General features: G+C 73.0%; 17 protein-coding genes and 2 tRNA genes. 10 read left to right on the top strand and 9 right to left on the bottom strand.

The features are described 5' to 3' along the window. Positions 1–16 precede the first annotated feature (16 nt). Entirely contained in the window at positions 17–808 is a 792-nt protein-coding gene (locus ACIP4O_RS00095) for a DUF3566 domain-containing protein (RefSeq protein WP_401569565.1), read from the top strand. A gap of 59 nt (positions 809–867) precedes the next feature. Then, positions 868–941, top strand: a tRNA-Ile gene (locus ACIP4O_RS00090). 597 nt (positions 942–1538) lie between these two features. Here ACIP4O_RS00090 and ACIP4O_RS00085 read toward each other — a convergent pair. Next, a complete protein-coding gene (locus tag ACIP4O_RS00085) occupies positions 1539–2225 on the bottom strand; it encodes a DUF6344 domain-containing protein (protein WP_401569562.1) in 687 nt (228 codons plus the stop codon). Between the two features lie 246 nt (positions 2226–2471). Between ACIP4O_RS00085 and ACIP4O_RS00080 the strand changes: the two genes are divergently transcribed. Both ACIP4O_RS00080 and ACIP4O_RS00075 read left to right on the top strand, forming a co-directional pair. Then, entirely contained in the window at positions 2472–2600 is a 129-nt protein-coding gene (locus ACIP4O_RS00080) for a DLW-39 family protein (RefSeq protein ID WP_007824483.1), read from the top strand. A gap of 226 nt (positions 2601–2826) precedes the next feature. Beyond that, entirely contained in the window at positions 2827–4143 is a 1317-nt protein-coding gene (locus tag ACIP4O_RS00075) for a hypothetical protein (RefSeq protein WP_401569559.1), read from the top strand. Between the two features lie 7 nt (positions 4144–4150). Here ACIP4O_RS00075 and ACIP4O_RS00070 read toward each other — a convergent pair whose 3' ends face one another. After that, entirely contained in the window at positions 4151–5329 is a 1179-nt protein-coding gene (locus ACIP4O_RS00070) for a serine/threonine-protein kinase (RefSeq protein WP_401569556.1), read from the bottom strand. Between the two features lie 9 nt (positions 5330–5338). Then, a complete protein-coding gene (locus ACIP4O_RS00065) occupies positions 5339–6019 on the bottom strand; it encodes a helix-turn-helix domain-containing protein (protein WP_401569553.1) in 681 nt (226 codons plus the stop codon). A 251-nt stretch (positions 6020–6270) separates the two neighbouring features. Between ACIP4O_RS00065 and ACIP4O_RS00060 the strand changes: the two genes are divergently transcribed. The 3 genes from ACIP4O_RS00060 to ACIP4O_RS00050 all read left to right on the top strand — a co-directional run bounded on the left by ACIP4O_RS00060 (position 6271) and on the right by ACIP4O_RS00050 (position 7189). Next, positions 6271–6343: transfer RNA gene (locus tag ACIP4O_RS00060), tRNA-Ala, on the top strand. A 304-nt stretch (positions 6344–6647) separates the two neighbouring features. Continuing rightward, complete coding sequence (locus tag ACIP4O_RS00055) at positions 6648–6851, top strand: MbtH family protein (RefSeq protein ID WP_401569551.1); 204 nt, start codon at positions 6648–6650, stop codon at positions 6849–6851. Beyond that, complete coding sequence (locus tag ACIP4O_RS00050; RefSeq protein WP_401569548.1) at positions 6848–7189, top strand: hypothetical protein; 342 nt, start codon at positions 6848–6850, stop codon at positions 7187–7189. The genes ACIP4O_RS00055 and ACIP4O_RS00050 overlap by 4 nt, the downstream gene beginning before the upstream one ends. A 44-nt stretch (positions 7190–7233) precedes the next feature. Here ACIP4O_RS00050 and ACIP4O_RS00045 read toward each other — a convergent pair whose 3' ends face one another. From ACIP4O_RS00045 to ACIP4O_RS00020, 6 genes are all read right to left on the bottom strand, one after another. Next, on the bottom strand, positions 7234–8298 hold the full coding sequence (locus ACIP4O_RS00045) for an OsmC family protein (protein WP_401569545.1): 1065 nt from the start codon (positions 8296–8298) through the stop codon (positions 7234–7236). A 100-nt stretch (positions 8299–8398) separates the two neighbouring features. Further along, the gene (locus ACIP4O_RS00040) at positions 8399–9682 is read right to left on the bottom strand and encodes a trans-sulfuration enzyme family protein (protein WP_401569542.1); all 1284 of its coding nucleotides are present in this window, start codon (positions 9680–9682) and stop codon (positions 8399–8401) included. After that, positions 9679–11001: an MFS transporter gene (locus tag ACIP4O_RS00035; protein ID WP_401569540.1), complete on the bottom strand. Its 1323-nt coding sequence runs from the start codon at positions 10999–11001 to the stop codon at positions 9679–9681. Before ACIP4O_RS00035 ends, ACIP4O_RS00040 begins: the two co-directional genes overlap by 4 nt. Next, entirely contained in the window at positions 10905–11993 is a 1089-nt protein-coding gene (locus ACIP4O_RS00030) for an alanine racemase (protein ID WP_401569538.1), read from the bottom strand. Before ACIP4O_RS00030 ends, ACIP4O_RS00035 begins: the two co-directional genes overlap by 97 nt. A 38-nt stretch (positions 11994–12031) precedes the next feature. Further along, the gene (locus ACIP4O_RS00025; protein WP_401569535.1) at positions 12032–13240 is read right to left on the bottom strand and encodes a SagB/ThcOx family dehydrogenase; all 1209 of its coding nucleotides are present in this window, start codon (positions 13238–13240) and stop codon (positions 12032–12034) included. 17 nt (positions 13241–13257) lie between these two features. Further along, on the bottom strand, positions 13258–13383 hold the full coding sequence (locus ACIP4O_RS00020; RefSeq protein ID WP_401569532.1) for a hypothetical protein: 126 nt from the start codon (positions 13381–13383) through the stop codon (positions 13258–13260). Between the two features lie 255 nt (positions 13384–13638). Between ACIP4O_RS00020 and sbnA the strand changes: the two genes are divergently transcribed. The 3 genes from sbnA to ACIP4O_RS00005 all read left to right on the top strand — a co-directional run. Beyond that, a complete protein-coding gene (gene sbnA, locus ACIP4O_RS00015; protein ID WP_401569530.1) occupies positions 13639–14622 on the top strand; it encodes a 2,3-diaminopropionate biosynthesis protein SbnA in 984 nt (327 codons plus the stop codon). A gap of 56 nt (positions 14623–14678) precedes the next feature. Beyond that, on the top strand, positions 14679–15677 hold the full coding sequence (sbnB, locus tag ACIP4O_RS00010; RefSeq protein WP_401569527.1) for a 2,3-diaminopropionate biosynthesis protein SbnB: 999 nt from the start codon (positions 14679–14681) through the stop codon (positions 15675–15677). A 181-nt stretch (positions 15678–15858) separates the two neighbouring features. Then, on the top strand, positions 15859–18748 hold a 2890-nt coding region (locus ACIP4O_RS00005; RefSeq protein WP_401569524.1), incomplete at its 3' end, for an amino acid adenylation domain-containing protein.

Below are 18748 nucleotides of genomic sequence, written 5' to 3'. Positions count from 1 at the left end.
CGCGAGGAGTGAGGACGTGACTGGAACCACGGGTGCGGGCACCAGCGGGACCCCGCCGGAGGGCGCCCGTGGTTCCGGGAGCGGCAGACGCCGGCGCGCACCGGATTCCCAGGGGGGAACTGTGACCGATACCCGAGGCCCGCAGGCGCAGCAGTACGGCGGCGGGCCCGATCCCTACGGCAGTGGCCCAGCGGGCCCGCAGCCGCAGGGGCAGACAGGCCAGCCGAGTGCGGCCGGTGGTGGCCGCCACGGCGGCGCCGGTGGCCATGCGGCGACGAGCACGCAGTCCGCGGGAGCCGCCCCGTACCAGCCTCCGCAGGCGTACCAGCCGCCCACGGGCGGCCAGGGCCCGATGGGCGGCCTGGGCGGGACGTCGGGCGGCGGCTCGGCGGGCCGCGGCGTGCGCAAGCCGCGTACGGGCGCCCGTCCGGTGCCGCGCACGCGCAAGGCACGGCTGCGGGTGGCCAAGGCCGACCCGTGGTCGGTCATGAAGGTGAGCTTCCTGCTCTCCATCGCGCTCGGCATCTGCACGATCGTCGCCTCGGCCGTGCTGTGGATGGTGATGGACGCGATGGGCGTCTTCTCCACCGTCGGCGACACGGTCTCGGAGGCGACGAGCTCCAGCGACGGGGGCGGCTTCGATCTGGAGTCCTTCCTCTCGCTGCCGCGCGTGCTCATGTTCACCTCGGTGATCGCGATCATCGACGTTGTCCTGATGACCGCGCTCGCCACGCTCGGGGCCTTCATCTACAACCTCTCCGCCGGCTTCATCGGCGGTGTCGAGCTCACGCTCGCCGAGGACGAGTAACCGATTTTGGGACTGGCCGCCTCGTGCGCTAATCTTCAGAGGTCAGCGCGCGAGCGCGCGGGGCTATAGCTCAGACGGTTAGAGCGCTTCCCTGATAAGGAAGAGGCCACAGGTTCAAGTCCTGTTAGCCCCACCGACACGAAAGGCCCCCGGTCTCAGGACCGGGGGCCTTTTCGCTGTGCCGGGACGGGGCTGGGCTGGGCGGGGCGGGATGAGGCATCGGGGCGGGCGCGGGATCGCGTGGATCGATACGGCGAATGGCCCCTGCGGCCTAGGGGCCGGGGGCGGGGTGCGCAGGGCGCGGCGGGGTGCGCTGGGCGCGCGGCGGGCAGAGACGGCAAAGGGATAGGCAAACAGGGGGACGTGGGCGGTGTGCTGAAGCGGGTGCGCTGAAGTGGGTGTGCGGTAGCGGGTGCGCGGTAGCGGGTGCGATGAGGGGCGGCGCTGAGGCAGGGGTGGGCTGAGGGATGGCGCGCTGAAGGGGCCAGGGCTCTGCTGGGGGTGCTGTCTGGGTGCGGGCGGGTCCTGGGGACGCCGCGCGGGTCGTACGGGGCCGGGGCGGCTTGCCCCGGTGGCGGTGCGGGTGCGGGGCCTGGTGGTGGAGCGGGCGGCCGGGCCGGTGTCGGTGGCGGTGCCTGTGAGGGTTTCCGGCTTCGGGCGACCGTGGGTGGGTCGTGGTGCTCGCGCGGTACGGGGCGGGGCGGCGCGTGCGCGCCCGTGCGGGGACGGCTCACGGGGCCGAGGCGACGAGCGGGGCCGTCTCGCGGGAACCGGCGGACGACGTGTGGGTCCGCGCGCTGTCGTGGTGCTCGCGGGCGGCCGGGATGCCGGGCAGCGTGAGCGGGGCGTCGGCGGAGCGGGACAGGGCGGCGTCGAGGGCGTCGGCCGGGCCGGGGATGCCGAGCGCGTGCGGGGCGGGGTCCGTCCGCGGCGCCGACTCGGCGGGGCGGGCGGCGGGCAGCGGCTGTGCGAGGGTGTCCGCGGCCGGCTCGGGGGTGGCTGTCGTGGTCTGCTCGGTCGCCGTGACGGGGCACACCGCCGCGGCTGTCGTACGGGGTGTGCCGAGTGCCGCGCGTGCGGCGGGCCGTGCGGGGGCCGGGCCCGTGGTGTACGGGTGGTCGAGCGGGACGACGAGCTGGCGGCAGGAGGGCGAGGAGCCGTGCTGCTCGGCCCTGATGCGCTGTTTCATCGTGGGCGGCAGCGAACGCCCCTGGACGAGCGGTGGCCCGAAGAGGGCCGTCGCGACGGCGAAGCCCTGCGGGCCGCTCTCCTCGCGGGGGAGGTCGCGCGGCTGCGGGGCGGGGGTCGCGGGGGTGGCGGCCTGGGCGGGGGCGGCCGCGAGGCCGAGGAAGGCGAAGAGCGCGAGGAAGGCGCCGACGAGCGCCTTCCACAGCGTCGAGAAGGTCTGGGCAGCCACGGTGTGCTCACTTTCAGCTTGGGCGATTTGCGTACTTCCTCATGATGTGTACCGGCGGCGTCACAGGGGGGAGCGACGCCCGTGGCGCGCAGATCTTCTGATGAACGTCACTCGGACGGAGGCCCGGTGACGGACCGGGGAACGGCCGTCGTCCGGGGTGCCGAAGGGGGCACCGAGTGGTATGGGCCGGTGTGTATAGTCGGGCGACAGAGGTCCCTGAACGTCAAAGAAGGACGAGGTCGCGCGGTGAAGAAGCTTCTCCTGGTCGCACTGGCCGCCATCGGCGGGCTCCTCGTGTACCGCCAGATCCAGGCGGATCGCGCCGAGCAGGATCTGTGGACGGAGGCGACCGACTCGGTTCCCTCGGGTTCCTGAGCAGTCGCGCTCCTGCTGAACGGGCTCCAGTCGCCGAGGGCGGCCGGGGCCCGTCGCCGTGTCCGGACCGCTGAGGCACACCGCCGGGTGTGCCGGGGCACACCCGCCGTCCCAACGGGCCCCCCACGCACGCCAATTCGGTACGCGCGCGGGACAGCGGGCCGTGCGGGGCGGCAGGATGGGCCGGGCGTGGGGGCGCGGGCTCCCGGGGGAACGGGGGCTGCGGATGCGGGGCGGGCGCGTACGGACGGCGGGGCGCGGGGGCGCGGGCGCGGTGCTCGGGCTGAGCCTCGTACTCGCGGGGGCGGGCCCCGTACCTGCGGCGCGGGACCCCTTCGGCGACTACGCCTTCGCTCCCGGCACGCGGACGGTGCGGGGCGTCGCGTCGAGCGCGGAGGCGCCCGTACTGGACGGCGATACCCCGTACCGCAGCAGCGTGCGGCCCGCCGACGGGGCGTTGTACTACCGCGTCGAACTCCCGGGCGGCGGCGAGTCCTACGCCTCCGTCGTCGCCGTGCCGCCCGCGGGGACGCGGCTGACCTACGGGGACGGGGTGCGGGTCACGCTGCGCGACCCCGAGGGCGGGTACTGCGACAGCGCGGACGCGAACGCGGCCGGGACGCTGTGGGCACGCCCCCTGGGCGCGGTCGTCGAGCAGGCGCCCCGGCCCGCCGGGAGGTGCGCGGCGCCCGGCACGTACTACGTCGTCGTGGAGCGCACGACCGGGCACGGTACGGAGGAGGTGGCGCCCTCGCTCGACGCCTGGGCGCTCGACCTGCGGCTCTTCACCGAGCCCGCGCCGCGCACCGCTCCCTTGGCCTCCGCCCCGCCGCGTGCCACGAGTTCGCCACCCGCGCCGCCCGGCGGGACGCCCCGCGAGCGCGCGGGCGGCAAGGGCCCCGCGGACCTGGGTGACAAGGCGCGCATCGGTCCGGGGACCTGGCGCGACCGGCTGCGTCCCGGCACGACCCGGTACTACGCGCTGCCGCTCGACTGGGGTCGACGCGCCTTCGTGGAGGTCGAGTTGGGCAGCGCCGTCGCGGGCGGCTCGGGCCGTGGGACCGTCGCGTCGGCGCTGCGTGCCTCGCTCGACAGCCCCGTACGGGCCGAGGTCGTCTCGGACGGCGCCTTCTACGCGGGCGCGCCGTCCTCGGCGCACCTCGACGCGGGTGCCCCCGTCGCCTTCGCCAACCGCTACGCGGGCGGCGGCCTGCGCGCGCTGCGCTTCCCGGGCACCTACGTCGTGCGGGTCTCGCTGAGCCCGGAACTCGCTGCCGCCTACGGGGACGAGCCGCTCGGGATCGTCCTGCGGGTCGCGGTGCGGGACGAGGGGCGCGCGGGCCAGGCCGTCACGTACGCGGGGGACCCGGGAATCTTCCAGGCCGGCGGGGACCCGCAGGTGAGCGGGCCCCGGGGGGAGCGGCGGGCCGCGGCGTCGGGTGGCGAGGGGATGAGGTGGCTCGCGGTGGGCGCCTTCGCCGCGGGTCTCGCGCTGGTGGGGTGGCTGGGCGCGTGGCGGCTGCGCGGGCGGCGGAGCACCTGAGCACCGCTCAGGGGGCCTGGGTGAGCGCCCAGAAGCCCACGGCGAAGCACAGCAGCGCGAGCAGCAGCACGGGCACCGCGACCTTGGCCGGCGGCCCGCCACCGCGCGGCCGCTCAGGCGCCGTCGGGTCCGCGTGCGGGGGTACGGGTCCCGGCGCCGGTGGGTGCGCGGGTGGTGGGGGTACGGGGCGGGCCACGGTCGTCGTCGGGGCCGCGTGCGGCAGGGGGCCGGAGGCCGGGGACTGCGGTGTCCCGTACGCGGAGGGGGGCGCGCTCTCCGCGTACGGGACTTCCGGGTCGAAGGGGCGCGGGAGCGGGCCTTGCTCGGTGAAGCCCGGCGGGGGCGGGCCGAGTTGGTCGAAGACCTCGATGGGCTCCTCGTCCGTGCCCGGGGCCGGCAGGAGCCGTGCGGCCTCGGCGAGAGCCTTGCGCACGGCCGTCGCGGTACGGAAGCGGCGCTGCGGATCGGGGTGGAGGAGCGGGCCGAGCACCTCCCACAGCGGCGCGGGGATGTCGCGCGGGGCGGGCGGGACGCCGCGCGCGTAGGCCGAGACGAGGCCCTGCGCGTCGGGGCGTCCGCCGGTGAGGAGGTGGATCGCGACGAGCCCGGCCGCGTAGAGGTCGGCGGGCACGTCCGGTTCGGCACCGAGGAGCTGTTCGGGGGAGATCCAGCCGGGGGTGCCGACGACGTGGTCCGGTTCGGTCAGTCGCGGTTCGTCGCGGTGCACCGCGATGCCGAAATCGGAGAGCCAGAGGTGCGGTGGACCGGTCCCGGTCGCTTCGAGGAGGAGGTTCGCCGGTTTCACGTCGCGGTGGACGACGCCCTCGGCGTGCACCGCGCCGAGCCCGGCGAGGAGTTGGTCGAGCAGGACGCACACGTACGCGGGCGGCAGCGGCCCGTAGTCCCCGACGAGCCGCTCGACGCTGCCGCCGCGCGCGAGGTCCATCGTGAAGAGGACCTGCTCGTCGTCGGCGGCCCAGCTGCGCGGGGCGAGGACGTGCGGGTGGTCGATGCGCAGGGCCTGTTCCCGTACGAAGCGCAGCAGCGTGTGCGCGTCGCGGCGGTGCAGCACCTTCGCCGCGACGTAGCGGCGGCGGCGCCGGTCCCAGGCGCGCCAGACGGCGCCAGCGCCGCCGCGCCCGATGGGGTCGGCGAGGACGTAGCGGCCCGCGAAGATCTCGGCCATCGCGGCGGCTCAGCCCTGGTGCGTGGCGTAGTGGTCGATGGCCTCGGAGGTGCGCCCGGCCCCGTACACCCGCAGCAGTTCGGCGAGTTCGGGGTGGTCGTCGGCGATCAGCGCGGCGGCGGCGACGATGTCCTGGGCGGAGGCCACCGAGCGCAGGAGGGCCTGCATCTCGCGGACGACGCGGCGCACGGTGGGGGCTCCGCCGCTCGTCGAGCCGGTCTGCCCCGTCGAGAGCACGGAGCCGCCGCGCGAGGCGCGGATCTCGTCCATGCGGACGGTGGCCTCGGCGGCCGGGACGCTGCCGTCGGCGACCTGGGCCGCGAGCTCCTGGAGGAGCTGGACGCGCTGGACGACGCTTGGATTGCCGATCTTCGCCCGCTGGCCGCTCATGAGCTGCGAGAGCATCGGTGCGGAGAGGCCGAGGACCGCGGCGAGGCGGGCCTGGTTGAGGCCGAGGTCGTCGAGGAGGCGGCGGAAAAGGGTGCCGAGCGGCTCCCCGTACCAGACGCGCTGCAACTCCCGTGACTTCGCGGCGATTTCCTGGTGGCGGCCACGGTCCTCGTGTGTCCGGGCCGTCTCCGGCACCTCTTCCCGCGGGAGACGGGCGGTCTCCGTGGAGGGCTGCGGAAGCCGGGCGCTCTCCCCCGCCGTCGCCGCTCTCGCCGCCGCTTCCTGCTGTGCTGCGTCCATGGTGCGTCTCCCCTTGGCTTCCCCACAGGCGCGGTTCGTACGGGCGAACCACCGGCCGTGCGCCGACGGTCCGTTCCCCGGTCCCGCTCCGGCCCCACGTGCCTGAGCGCATCCTACGGAGCGGCCCGCGCCGAGGGCAGCCCCAACGACGCCCCCGCGCGGCCGTCCGTATCGCTTTTGCGGAAGCCGGGGGGTGTACCGCTATCCTGTGCCAGGTGTCAGCGTCGCTTCCGGCGGTGGCAGCACATCCAGGGCCCTTAGCTCAGTTGGTAGAGCGCCGTCTTTGCATGGCGGATGTCAGGAGTTCGACTCTCCTAGGGTCCACCGCAGGTCAGAGCCCCCCTCGCCGTGTGCGAGGGGGGCTTCGCCGTGTCGCGGTCGGGTTGGTTCACCGGCGCGCCGGACGCGTGGGCCCTGATCGTGCGGGCGATCGACGCGCCGCGGCAGGCGCGGACGATGAAGGCGTCGCCCTTCCCGTGCGCGGCGGGAGGACGGGCGGTGCTCGGGCGCGTGTGGGTTTCGCGTGGGAACTGCCTGCGAGCTGCCTTCCGCGCTGCCGTTTCGCTGGGGCGCCGCTCATTAGCCTGCGGGAAGTTCCCCACTCGTGACGGCAGGCACTGGAGCTGAGATGACCAACCCCTTCGAGGACGACAAGGCCGAATACACCGTGCTCGTCAACGATCAGAACCAGCATTCGCTGTGGCCGGCCTCTCTCGGTGTTCCGGAAGGATGGACCACGGCGCTTCCGCGCACCGACCGGTCCGCCTGCCTGGCGTATGTGGAGGAGCACTGGACGGATCTGCGACCGGCCGGCGTCGGCGGCGCCACGTGAGCGAGCAGCCCGAGCTGCTCGCGCGGGCCGAGCAGCAGATCACGCGCCTGCTCGCCGAACGGGCCCGTGTCCCGGAGCCAGGGCTGCCGGTGGATCTGCTGGAAGTGGCGCTGGTCGGCGGCTTGGAGACAGTGCTGCACCTTCTGCGCAGCAGCCGGTATCCCTTACCCGCCGGGCGGCGGGCGGAGTTACTGCGGCGGGCGCGGGACGCGTCCCGGCGGTCCGCGATGGCGGTGGGGTGTCTGCTCAGCGAGGAGACCGCCGCCGAGCGGGACGGCGACTGTCTGCTCAGCGAGGAGACCGCCGCCGAGCGGGACGGCGACGACGCGTGGATGTGACGGAGGGCCGCCGGTGACGGCGGCCCTCCGTTTCGTCGTCCGCTTCAGGAGGCGTTGGTCAGCTCGTCGCGGACAGCTTCCGCGTCCTCGCTCGTGCTGGTGTGGCGCAGCGCGCGTACGCCGTTGTGCCACAGTTCCACGACGATCGGCCGGGCGGTGGACAGGGTGGCGGGCAGGACGGCCCGGGTCACCGCCCCGGGCAGAGCGCTCTCCGGCACACCGGTGGTGCTGAGCCGTAGCCGGTGGAAGGAGCTGGGCACCTCGCGGACGATGTTGAGCATCCCCTGGGTGTCGATCCGGCCGGCCGCCAGCAGCGCGCCGGGCGGCACCTCGGGGAGCAGACCGCTCAGCTCGGCTGAGAGGGCGGCCAGAAGGACTTCCTGAGAGTTCGGGGCCTTGTCGATGCCGAGCATCTGCTTGGCCTGGTCCACACCAAACGGGGCGGCGGTGTGGCGCACGCCGCCGACGGTGAGCGTCGTGCGGCAGACGGCTTCGGAGCCGTACTCCCAGACGACCACCGCTTCGATGGAGCAGCTCCCGTCGCCCGGGGCGGTGGCCGGCCCGGGCGTGAGAGGGGGCGTGAGGGGGGCCGCGTCGAGGAAGGCGCGGTGATTGGGGCTGAAGGCGGTCACCAGCCGGCTCACGGAGCGGAGTACGTCCGTGGGGGCCTCGCAGTCGATCTCGCAGCGCCAGCCGATGTCCTCCAGCGGCCGTCCGGGCGCGGGGGTGCCGTCCGCGGCCAGCGGCAGTTCGGCCCGGACCGTGACGCTGATGCCGCCCAGGGTGATGCCCCGTGCCGTGCAGCCGTTGACGGTGGTGACCAGGACGCAGGCGCCGAGCGAGGCCAGGGCGGCTTCGTACGGGGTCGGGGCGAGGGCGCCCGGCGCGGCCGGGGTGTCCGGGGCGAGGGCGAGGCGGTGGGTGAGCCGGAAGTCCCTGGCCATTCGGACCGTACCGTTGCGCGCGGTCAGCGTCCTGCTGGTGACCGTGCCGGGCGGGCTCGCCACGTCCGGGGCGGAGACGGCGAAGTCGGCGACGGCTTCGGCGGGCGACTCGCGGATCTCGTGCACCGTCTCCGAGACACCGGTGATGTTCAGGCCGTTGCGCATGGGTCTCCTGTCCGAAAGTGTCTGCGGTGCGGGTGCCGGCGCCGGTCGTTCCTGTGGTGCCGGTCGTGCCCTTGGTGGGTGTGCGGTGTCGTGCCGGATCTCACAGGGTGTCCAGGGCTTGTGCCAGGTCGGACCGGAGATCGGCCGTGTCCTCGATCCCCGCGGAGAACCGGACCAGGCCGGGGGCGATGCCGATGGCGGCGCGCTGCCGCTCGGTCAGGAAACTGTGGGAGGTGTTGAACGGCAGGCTCACCAGGGACTCGACACCGCCGAGGCTGGTGGCGACCACCGGTATGCGCAGCCGGTCCAGCAGCTTCAGGGCGGCCTCGTCCCCGCCGCGCAGCTCGAAGGAGACCATTCCGCCGAAGCCCTCCCGGCACAGCTTGCGCAGCCACGGATACGGGTAATCGGGGCGCGAGGGGTGGTGGACGCGGCGTACCGCGGGGTGTTCCGCGAGGAAGCCGGCGAGCGAGGAGGCGTTCGTGTGGTGCTGCCGCATCCGCAGCGCCAGCGTCTTCATGCCGCGCTCCAGCAGGAAGCACGTCAGCGCGTCGAGCGAGCCGCCGAACTTGAGGAGCTGCGACCAGACCCGGTCCACGTACTTGCGCGAGCCCGCGGCGACACCGGCCGTGAGGTCGCTGTGGCCGCCCAGGTACTTGGTCGCGCTGTGCACGACCAAGTCGGCTCCGTGGTCCAGGGCACGCAGGCACACCGGGGGCAGGAAGGTGCCGTCCACGATCAGCAGCAGGTTCCGCTCCCTCGCGAGGCGCCCCAGCTCGGTCAGCGGGGCGGCCTTCAGCAGCGGGTTGGAGAGCACCTCGAAGAAGAGCACCTGCGTGTTGTCCCGCACGGCCGCGCGGACGGCGTCGATATCGGTCGGGTCGGTGAAGGTGACCTCCCGGCCCAGCTGGTGCATGTCCTCGCGCAGCAGGTTGTACGTGCCCCCGTAGACATCACGGGAGGAGATGATGTGACCGCCCCGGTTGGTCAGGGCGAGCAGGGTGGTGGTGATGGCCGCCATGCCGGAGGAGAACACGAGGGCGCTTTCCGCGTTCTCCAGCGAGGCGACCTTCTCCTGGACGGCCCACTGGTTGGGGCTGCCGTAGCGCCCGTAGATCGGGACGTCCCGGATATGGCCCTGGTCGAAGGCCTGGTACGTGTCCTCGGTGAACCGGAAGGTGCTGGTCTGGAACACCGGGGTGCCCACCGCGCCGGTGATCGGATCCTCGTGGGTGCCGGCGTGCACGCTGCGGGTACCGGGCCCCATACCGTCGACGACCCGCTGCTGGGAGAGCCGGGGGCCGGGGACTCTCCCCCGGCGCAGATCGTGCATCCAGGAGCGGTCCGGGCCGGCACCGGGGGCTTCCCCGTTCGTTCTGGTCACTGGAGGTTTCCTTCCGTCGCGGTGCCCTGGTCCGGGGCGGGGTATTCACGGACCTCGCGCAGGGCGAGAGGGGCGAGGCTGATGAGGAGCTGGCCGAGCCCGGTGGCCAGCAGGGTGGTGCGCAGGCCGGCGTGGGCGGCGAGGGGACCCGCCAGGGCGAGGCCGAGAGGCTGGGCGGCGCAGGACCCGAACCACTCGTACGCGCTGACCCGGGAGAGCGCCGCGGCGGGCACTCCCGCCTGGAGGACCGTCTCCCACAGCGGGTTGAAGAGCATCAGACCGCATCCGCCGAGGAACACCGCGAGGGCCGCGGGCAACGGCGACCCGGCCTGCGAAAGCACCAGCGGGGGAGCGGCGAACAGCGCCACGGCGAGGAGCCCGGCGCGCAACGGCCGGACGGGGCGCACCCACAGCGCGGCGGCCCCGCCGCAGATCGCCCCCGCGCCGAAGGCCGTCAGGAGCAGGCCCCAGGCCCCGCGGCCACCCAGCTCCCGTTCGCTCAGTACGGGGCCGAGCACGGTGAAGACCGCGTACAGCATGTTGGTCAGCGAGGCCATCACGATCATCGACCACACCCAGGGCCGGGAGCTGAACTCCCGCCATCCCTCGCGCAGATCGCTCCACAGGGGGCGGGCGGGGGCGGGCGGCCGGATGGAGCACGGCGCGCGCAGCAGCGCCAGGCAGGCGGCGCTGACGGCGAAGGTCGTGGCGTCCGCGGCGATGGCCCAGCCGGTGCCGGCGGTGAGGACGAGCAGGGTGCCGAGCAGGGGCCCGCCGATCATGGCGGCCGACTGGCTCATGCCGCGCAGCGCGTTGGCCCCCTGGCGGGCGGGCGGGGGCACCGTGTCGCGTACGAGACCTGTGACGGCGGGGGTGAACAGGGCGCTCGCCGTGCCGTGCACCGCCTGGAGCACGACCAGCTGCCACACGGCCGCGCTCCCGGTGAGGACCAGGACGGCGGCGGTGCCCTGGCCGAGCACCCGGGCCACATCGGCGGCGATCATGACCCGGTGGCGGGGCAGCCGGTCGGCGAGCACCCCGCCCAGGAGCATGAACACCACGACGGGGACGGCCCGCGCCGCCAGGACCAGGCCGAGGTCGCCCGGCGAGCCGGTGAGGTCGAGGACGGCGAAGGCGAGGGCCGGTGCGACCATGAAATCCCCCAGCGCGGACGCGAACTGGGCGCCGAGGAAGAGCCGGAAGGCCGGTATCCGCAGCGTGCTCAGCCGCCCGCGGGGCTCGCGGGGGACTCGCGCGGGGATCGGCCGGTCGGTGAGGTGCTGCCGGGGGCCGGGTCCTGTTCGTTCAGGAGCTGCCATGTGCCAGTGAACCCTTCGTGCTCCGCCGCCTCGTCCGCGTACACCGTCATCGCCGCGAGTCCCGGGGTCACCGCGCAGATGTGGGGCGGGCTCAGCGGGCGATGGGGCGGTACCGCGCTCGCCGGCCGGTAGGGGTCCGGCGCGGACTGCCAGGGGTAGGGGTGCGCGTCGAGGAGCCGGGCCGCCTCCCCGCACCGCTGCGGATCGGTGACCGTCAGCGTCAGGGCCACATCGTCGGGCGCGCAGGCGCCGACAGCCACCATGCCCAGGTCGTTCAGGGCGTACGCCCCCGAGCAGATCTCCGTGACCCCGGGCACCGAGAGGGCGCCGCCGGCGGTGGGCGTCCCGCCGACCGTGACCGTCGGGCAGGGCAGCCCGGCGGCGCGCAGCAGCCGCGCGGTCCGCACGGCGTACGCGGCGGTGGAGCGACCGGTGGCGGCCGGCTCCTTGGCCGCTTCCGCGGTGAGGAGCGCTTGGTAGGCGGTGACGCCGTCGAGACGCAGCGCCGGGCGCGCGGTCACCGCACGGGCGATGTCCAGGAGCTCGGCGTCGGGTGTCGCCGTGGCGTCGTACCCGGTGCCCAGCTGCACCCGTACGCCGAGGACGGCGTCGGCCCGTTCGGCGGCATCGGCGAGACCGTGCACGGCCGCGACGCTGTTCACGTGCGTGCTCGCGCGGCAGTGCCGTGCGAGCATGCCGATCAGTTCCCAGCGCCATGGCTCGGGCCAGGGGTGCGCGATGACCACGTCGTCGATACCGGCGGCGACGTACGCGCGAGCCTGGGCGAGTTGGGTGACGGCGATCCCGGTCGCGCCCGCTGCCACTTGGCGTCGGGCGATCTCGGCGGTGCGGTGGCCCTTCACGTGAGCCCGTACGTGAACGCCGCGGGCGGCGGCCCGTCCGTGCAGCCGCGCGAGGTTGCGGTCCAGCCGGGCGAGGTCGAGCCGCGCCTCGATCCCGGGGGCGCCCGTGCCCGGGGTATCGCCTCTCATAGCCCGGGCGGGGGTGGAAGCGGAGGTGGAAGAGGGGGTCATGTGCCCAGTCCGTCCCAGTCGTCTCGGGCGAAGGAGAACGCGGCCGGGCCCCCGTCCAGCATCGCGCGCTGGCGCCGGGATTCCTCCGGGCTCGGCACGCCGACACCGTTGAGGCCGAGGAAGATCTCCTCGCGCCAGTCCAGGCCGAGGAGCTCCTCGACGGCCGCGTCCCGGGTGGCCGCGGTGAAGAAGACCCCGAGGCCCAGGGCCGTCCCCACCAGGTAGGTGGTCTGGCTGAAGTGGCCCAGCTCCATGTAAAGCGTCCGGTAGGTGCGTGCCATGCGGTACTTCCACGCCACCCGGTCCAGTACGGAGGTGTAGAAGAGCAGAACTCCGGCACCGCGCACGTAACTCTGGTCGCCGCACCACGCCGCGGCGTCCGCGCCGGTCACCGGTCCTTCGCCGAGGCGTTCGAGGGCGTGCGCGGTGGGGTGGTAGTGGTAGACCCCGGACGGTACGCCGTCGATGCCGAGGACGACCGGGTAGACCTCCAGCGAGTGCCGGGCGCCTCCGGAGGGGCTGGTCCGCAGCAGCGAGGGCCGCAGCGTCGCCGAGCCGACCTCGTGCTGGGGGGCGGCCACCCAGTGCAGCAGTACCGACAACTCCTCCTCGCTCATGGCGCGGTGGGCGTCGAAGGCGCGAGTGGTGCGGCGGGCCCGCAGGACGGACGCGAGCCTGTCGGAGGCGGTCCTGTCAGCCCCGCTCCCGTCCGGCACGAGCCCGTCGGACCTCAGCCCGCCGGCGGCGAGCTTCAGCCGGTCCACGGGCGGCAGTACATGGCGCGCGGCGTCCGGGTACTCCTTGAGTGCCGGGGGCTGCGGGCGGTCCGGCAGGGTGCCGACCAGCCAGTCGGTGTCCTCCGCCGCGGTGAGGAAGTGCTCATCGCGGGCGGTCCTGGTCGACAGGTGGTAATAGGTGGCCGCGGTACCCCATTGCTCCCAGGGGCCGAGCGAATCCGCGAGGCGGTGCTCGGGCGAGCCTTCCTCGACGAGGATGCGGGCCTTGTGGAGGTCGCGGACCAGCCGCGGATTCGGTACCGAGACCGAATCCGCGGCGTCGCCCGCCTCCGCCCAGTCCGCGAAATGAGGCAGTACCCGCTGGGCAGCCGGGCTCAGAGCCAGCTGCTTGCGCTGTACCGGGTCGTCGCAGACCATTTGGCCGTCGCGCCAGGTGAAGACGCATAGCGGCGATATGCGCAGGCGCATGGGAGCGGGCCTCCGGCTCAGCGGGTGGTGGGGAGGAGGCAGGTCTGCGGACGGTCGTACTCGTTGTGTACCAGGGCCTCGAACGTCTCGCTCTCGGTGGGCCCGGTGCTCTGCGTGTTCTCGATGGCGTGGGACTCGGTCATGGCTGTCTCCCTTTTCAGGTCGGATGTTCTGACGGTTCTCGGCGCGGTGGCCGTGCGGCCGGAACGCCGTTGGCCCGAACGTTATGAGCGCGGGAGGACGCGGGTCGAGGCGGTGAGGAGGCAGTTTGATGGAGCAAGTGGCCTAGTAAGACGCCGAGTTACTGCCGGGAGGACTGCCCTGGCGAGGGTGGGTTCCCTGGCAGGGTCGGTCTTTCCACCGGTCACACCGGAATGTGCCGACACCGGAGACAACCATTGATAGCCGAACGAATCTCCGACATCACCGGAGGTCTTTCCTTTCTCGAACTGCCCGGTTTCCAGTCGAGTTTCGACACCTATGTGAAGCTCGAAGGGCTCAATCCCGCCGGTTCCATCAAGGTGAAGCCGGCCAGGGAACTGATCGACAGCGCGGAGGCCGCGGGCAGGATCGGCCCCGACACCCGCCTCATCGAGTCCACTTCGGGGAATCTCGGTATCGCTCTCGCCACGATCTGTGCCGCGCGAGGATATCCGCTCACTCTGGTCACCGATCCCAATGCCAATGCCCGCACGGTCAAGTACATCAGAGCGCTGGGCGCGGATCTCGTCGTCGTCGACCGGAGGGACGGCAGCGGAGGGTTCCTGCGCTCTCGGATCGAGTACATCCTGGAGCGGCTGATGGAGGACCCCCGGCTGCTTTGGCTCAACCAGTACAGCAATCCCGCCAACTCCGCCGCGCACGCCAAGCACACCGGGCCGGAGATCCTCGACGAATTCGGCGCGCCGGACTGGCTCTTCGTCGGTACGGGAACCTCAGGGACCTTGATGGGACTCCTCGCCCATCTGCGCGCGCGACAGGCGCCCACGGCTGTCGTCGCGGTGGACACCAAGGGCTCGATCACCTTCGGGGGGCCGCCGGGGCGGCGCTTCATCCCCGGCCTCGGCGCGAGCCGCAGGCCGGAGATCTACCGCGACGACGGCTCCTTCGACAAGGTGCTGATCGACGAGGCGGACACGGTACGTCTGTGCCGCGCGGTCGCGCGCCGGTACGGGTTGCTGCTCGGTGGCTCCTCGGGGACGGTGCTGGCCGCGGTGGAGCGTTACGCCGGCCGCATCGCTTCCGGCAGCCGCGTGCTGGCGATCTCCCCCGACATGGGGGACGGCTACCTGGACTCCATCTACGACGACCACTGGGTCAGGGAGCACTTCGGCTCCGCCGCTCTCGCCGCTCTCGACCGGCCGGTGACGGCGGCCGTCTGAGCGTTGTTCCCCGTGGAACAACGCCTCTGTTTCCCTACGACGGCAGGAATCCCACCATGCCAGATTTTTCCGTGCTCGGCGGCAAGGATGTCGTCACGCTGCTCGACGGCCGCGAACGCGAGGTCATCGACTGCGTCGAACGCGCCTACTTGACCCATGAGTCCGGCGACAGCGTCAACCCCGACAGCTACTTCCTGCGCTTCAAGGAGAAGCCGGAGAGCCGCATCATCGCGCTGCCCGCCTTCCTGGGCGGCGAGGTGCGGCGCGCGGGTATCAAGTGGATCGCGAGCTTTCCCGGGAACGTGGCATCGGGCCTGCCCCGGGCGTCGGCGGTCCTGATCCTCAACGACTACGAGACCGGGTATCCGCTTGCCATGATGGAGGCCGCCGGGGTCAGCGCGGCTCGCACGGCGGCCTCGGCGGCGCTGGCCGCGACGGCCCTGGGCGGGCGCGCGCCGGCCTCGGTCGGCGTGGTCGGAGGCGGGGTGATCGCCCGTACGATCTGTCGCTACCTGGTCGCGGCCGGGGTGCCCCTCGCCCGGGTGCACTGCCACGACTTGGACGAGGCTTCCGCCACCGCGCTCAGCGGGCATCTGGCGGAGCGGTACGGCTCGCGGGCCGCGCCCGCGACGCTGGAGCAGGCGCTCGACGCCGACCTGCTCGTCCTGGCGACGACCGCGCCGCGGCCTTATATCGGCCCCGGGACCACCCTGCGGCCGGGGCAACTCGTGCTGAACATCTCGCTGCGGGATCTGGCGCCCGAGCTGCTGCTCCACGTGAACAACGTCTTCGACGACATCGAGCACTGCATGAAGGCCGAGACCTCGCCGCACCTCGCCGAACGACTCACCGGTGGGCGGGACTTCGTGACCGGGACGCTGGCCCAGGTGATCAACGGCGCGGTGACGCCGGACCCGGGTCGGGCGACGGTGTTCTCCCCGTTCGGCCTTGGCGTGCTGGACCTCGCGGTCGGCCATCTGCTACTGGAACGGGCCCGGGCGACCGGCAGGCTCCAGATGATGCCGGACTTCTTCGGGGAGACCCGCCGCTGGTGAGCGGCACCGCCCTGGACCGGCGCCGGTCCAGGGCCCGGTGTGTCCCGGGCGGGGTGTGTCCCCGGCGGGGCCCGGAAGTTGCCGGTGTCCTGCCCAGCCGACTGCCCTTGGTGCGCGGCCTCGGGTACCAGGCTGGTCGGCAGTCGAGACGAAGCCTTGAAGCCCTGGGGAGATGGTGGGAATGACGCGCGCGGTCGCCGGTGCCTGTGTTCACGAGCTGTTCGCGGAGCGGGCGACCGCGTACCCCGCGGCCACCGCACTCGTCGCGGGTTCCCGGCGGATGTCGTACGGGGAACTGGACGCCCGGGCGGACCGGCTCGCGCGTCGGCTGGTCGGCCACGGCGTCGGCCCCGGCACTGTGACCGGTATCCACTTGCACCGTGGCACCGATCTGGTCGTGGCGGTGCTCGCCGTACTGAAGGCGGGCTCGGCGTTCACGATGCTGGACCTCCAGCACCCGCCGGAGCGGCTCGCGACGGTGGCCGCACTGGCCGGGGTACGGGCGACCGTCACCGACGCGAAGCTGGCCGGGCGGTGGCCGGACATCCCCGGCCCCCTCCTCGTCGACTCCTCCGCCGTCCCGGACGAGGGAGAAGGCGCCGCCGGGCGGCAGAGGACGCCTCTGCCCCGCGTGCGTCCCGACGACCCCGCAGTCCTCATGTTCACCTCGGGCTCCACCGGCGCCCCCAAGGGGATGGTGGCCCCGCACCGCGCGATCACGGCGACGGTGACCGGCCAGGACTTCGTCGCGCCAGGGCCCGATGAGGTGTGGTTGCAGTCTTCGCCCGTCTCCTGGGACGCTTTTCTGCTGGAGCTGTTCGGCCCGCTCCTGTCCGGAGCCGTCGCGGTGCTCCAGCCCGGCCCCCGGCCGGAACCCGAGCTGATCGCCTCGCTCTCGGCAGAGCACGCGGTGACGACGATGTACGCCTCCGCGAGCCTGCTCAACCATCTGGTCGATACGCACCCGGAGACGTTCGGCACGGTCCGCAGGGTGCTGACCGGTGGAGAGGCGCCGTCCACCGCCCACCTGGCCCGGCTGCTGGCCGCGCGCCCTGGCCTGCGGCTCGTCCACGGGTACGCGCCGGCCGAGGCGATGATCTTCGCGACGCGTCACCCGGTCAGCGCGCGCGAGGCGGAAGGCGCCTCCGTCCCCGTGGGGGCCGCGATCGCCGGTAAACGGGCGTATGTGCTGGACGCGCGACTGCGGCCGGTCGCGCCGGGCCGCAGCGGCGAGATCTACCTTGCGGGCGAGGGGCTGGCGCACGGCTATGTGGGCCAGTCGGGGCTGACCGCGGAGCGGTTCGTGGCCTGCCCGTTCGGGGCGCCGGGCGAGCGGATGTACCGCACGGGGGACCTCGGCCGCTGGACCGGGGACGGGGCGTTGGAGTGCCTGGGCCGGGTCGACGACCAGGTCAAGATCCGCGGCTTCCGTATCGAACCCGGCGAGGTGGAGGCCGCCGTCGCGCGGCTTCGGGGCGTCGTCCGCGCCGCCGTGGTGGTACGGGAGGACCGCCCTGGCCAGAAGCAACTGGTCGCCTACGTCGTCGGCGACGAGAACTTCGCCGGGCCTCTCCGGGCGCGGGTTGCTGTGGCGGGGGTGTTGCCGGAGTACATGGTGCCCGCGGCGTTCGTGGTTCTGGACGCGTTGCCGTTGACGGGGAACGGGAAGCTGGACCGGAGGGCTTTGCCGGTTCCGGATTTCGCTGGGCTGTCGGCGGGTCGTGCCCCGCGCAGTGAGCGGGAGGCGGTGTTGTGCGGGTTGTTCGCGGATCTGCTGGGGCTGGCCTCGGTCACCATTGATGACGATTTCTTCGCGCTGGGCGGTCATTCGCTGCTGGCGACCCGGCTGCTGAGCCGGATACGGGGCACCTTCGGCGCCGAACTTTCCCTGCGCGACGTCTTCGACCACCCGACCGTCGCCGCCCTCGCGCGCCAGACGGACGCGGGCCTCGCCCGGCCCCGCCTCACGACCGCCGAACGCGGCGACACGGTGCCGCTGTCCTTCGCCCAGCGCCGGATGTGGGTGATCGACCGGCTGGAAGGCCCCAGCGCCACATACAACGTGCCCTTTGCCGTGCGGATGTCCGGACAACTGGACGTGGGCGCGCTCGACGCGGCGCTCACCGATGTACTGAACAGGCACGAGGCGCTGCGTACGGTCCTGGTGCCCACGCAGGACGGGTCAGAGGCCGAGCAGCGGGTGCTGCCCGAGCGGACGACGGGCGGTGTACTGCGTACCGTCACCTGTGCGGCACACCAGCTCGACGCCCGACTTGCGGAGATCGCGCGGGCGCCGTTCGATCTGGTGGCGGAGCCGCCGTTCAGGGCGGTGTTGTTCGTGGTGGGGCCGGGGGAGTGGACGTTGGCTCTGGTGGCTCATCACATCGTGAGTGATGGGTGGTCGGTCGGTCCGTTGCTGGGTGATCTTTCGGCGGCGTATCAGGCGCGGTTGGCCGGTGGGGTTCCGGGGTGGGAGCCGTTGCCGGTGCAGTACGCGGATTACGCGTTGTGGCAGCGGGAGTTGCTGGGGTCGGAGGATGATCCGGGTAGTCGGCAGGTGCGGCAGTTGTCGTATTGGCGGGGGGTGTTGGGGGGGCTGCCGCAGGAGGTGACGTTGCCGGTGGACCGGGTGCGTCCGGCGGCGGCGACTTTTCGTGGGGATCATCTCGCGGTGGAGCTGGATGCGGTGACGCACGCTGGTTTGCGGGAGTTGGCGGGGCGGACGGGTACCACGTTGTTCATGGTGCTGGAGAGTGCGTTCGCGGTGTTGTTGTCGCGTATGGGCGCCGGGGACGACGTGCCGGTGGGGACGCCGATCGCGGGGCGTACGGATGAGGCGCTGGACGCGTTGGTGGGTTTCTTCGTGAACACGCTGGTGGTGCGGAACGATCTCTCGGGTGAGCCGACGTTCCTGGAGGTGCTGGAGCGGACGCGGGAGGCGTCGCTGGGGGCGTACGCGCACCAGGACGTTCCCTTCGAGAGGGTTGTCGAGGAGGTGAACCCGGCCCGGTCGCTTGGCCGTCACCCGCTCTTCCAGGTCCTCTTCGCCCTCCAGAACAACACCGACGGCG

Source organism: Streptomyces sp. NPDC088923, from assembly GCF_044749745.1.
Classification (GTDB): domain Bacteria; phylum Actinomycetota; class Actinomycetes; order Streptomycetales; family Streptomycetaceae; genus Streptomyces.
The sequence above is the reverse complement of the archived record's forward strand: the minus strand, read 5'-3'. Positions and strand labels throughout refer to the sequence as shown.

Bases quoted from the DNA above. Each gene is read 5' to 3' on its own strand.
- ACIP4O_RS00075 (WP_401569559.1), top strand. From the start codon at position 2,827: ATGCGGGGCGGGCGCGTACGGACGGCGGGGCGCGGGGGCGCGGGCGCG.
- ACIP4O_RS00070 (WP_401569556.1), bottom strand. From the start codon at position 5,329: ATGGCCGAGATCTTCGCGGGCCGCTACGTCCTCGCCGACCCCATCGGG.
- ACIP4O_RS00065 (WP_401569553.1), bottom strand. From the start codon at position 6,019: ATGGACGCAGCACAGCAGGAAGCGGCGGCGAGAGCGGCGACGGCGGGG.
- ACIP4O_RS00055 (WP_401569551.1), top strand. From the start codon at position 6,648: ATGACCAACCCCTTCGAGGACGACAAGGCCGAATACACCGTGCTCGTC.
- ACIP4O_RS00045 (WP_401569545.1), bottom strand. From the start codon at position 8,298: ATGCGCAACGGCCTGAACATCACCGGTGTCTCGGAGACGGTGCACGAG.
- ACIP4O_RS00035 (WP_401569540.1), bottom strand. From the start codon at position 11,001: ATGGCAGCTCCTGAACGAACAGGACCCGGCCCCCGGCAGCACCTCACC.
- ACIP4O_RS00030 (WP_401569538.1), bottom strand. From the start codon at position 11,993: ATGAGAGGCGATACCCCGGGCACGGGCGCCCCCGGGATCGAGGCGCGG.
- ACIP4O_RS00025 (WP_401569535.1), bottom strand. From the start codon at position 13,240: ATGCGCCTGCGCATATCGCCGCTATGCGTCTTCACCTGGCGCGACGGC.
- ACIP4O_RS00020 (WP_401569532.1), bottom strand. From the start codon at position 13,383: ATGACCGAGTCCCACGCCATCGAGAACACGCAGAGCACCGGGCCCACC.
- sbnB (WP_401569527.1), top strand. From the start codon at position 14,679: ATGCCAGATTTTTCCGTGCTCGGCGGCAAGGATGTCGTCACGCTGCTC.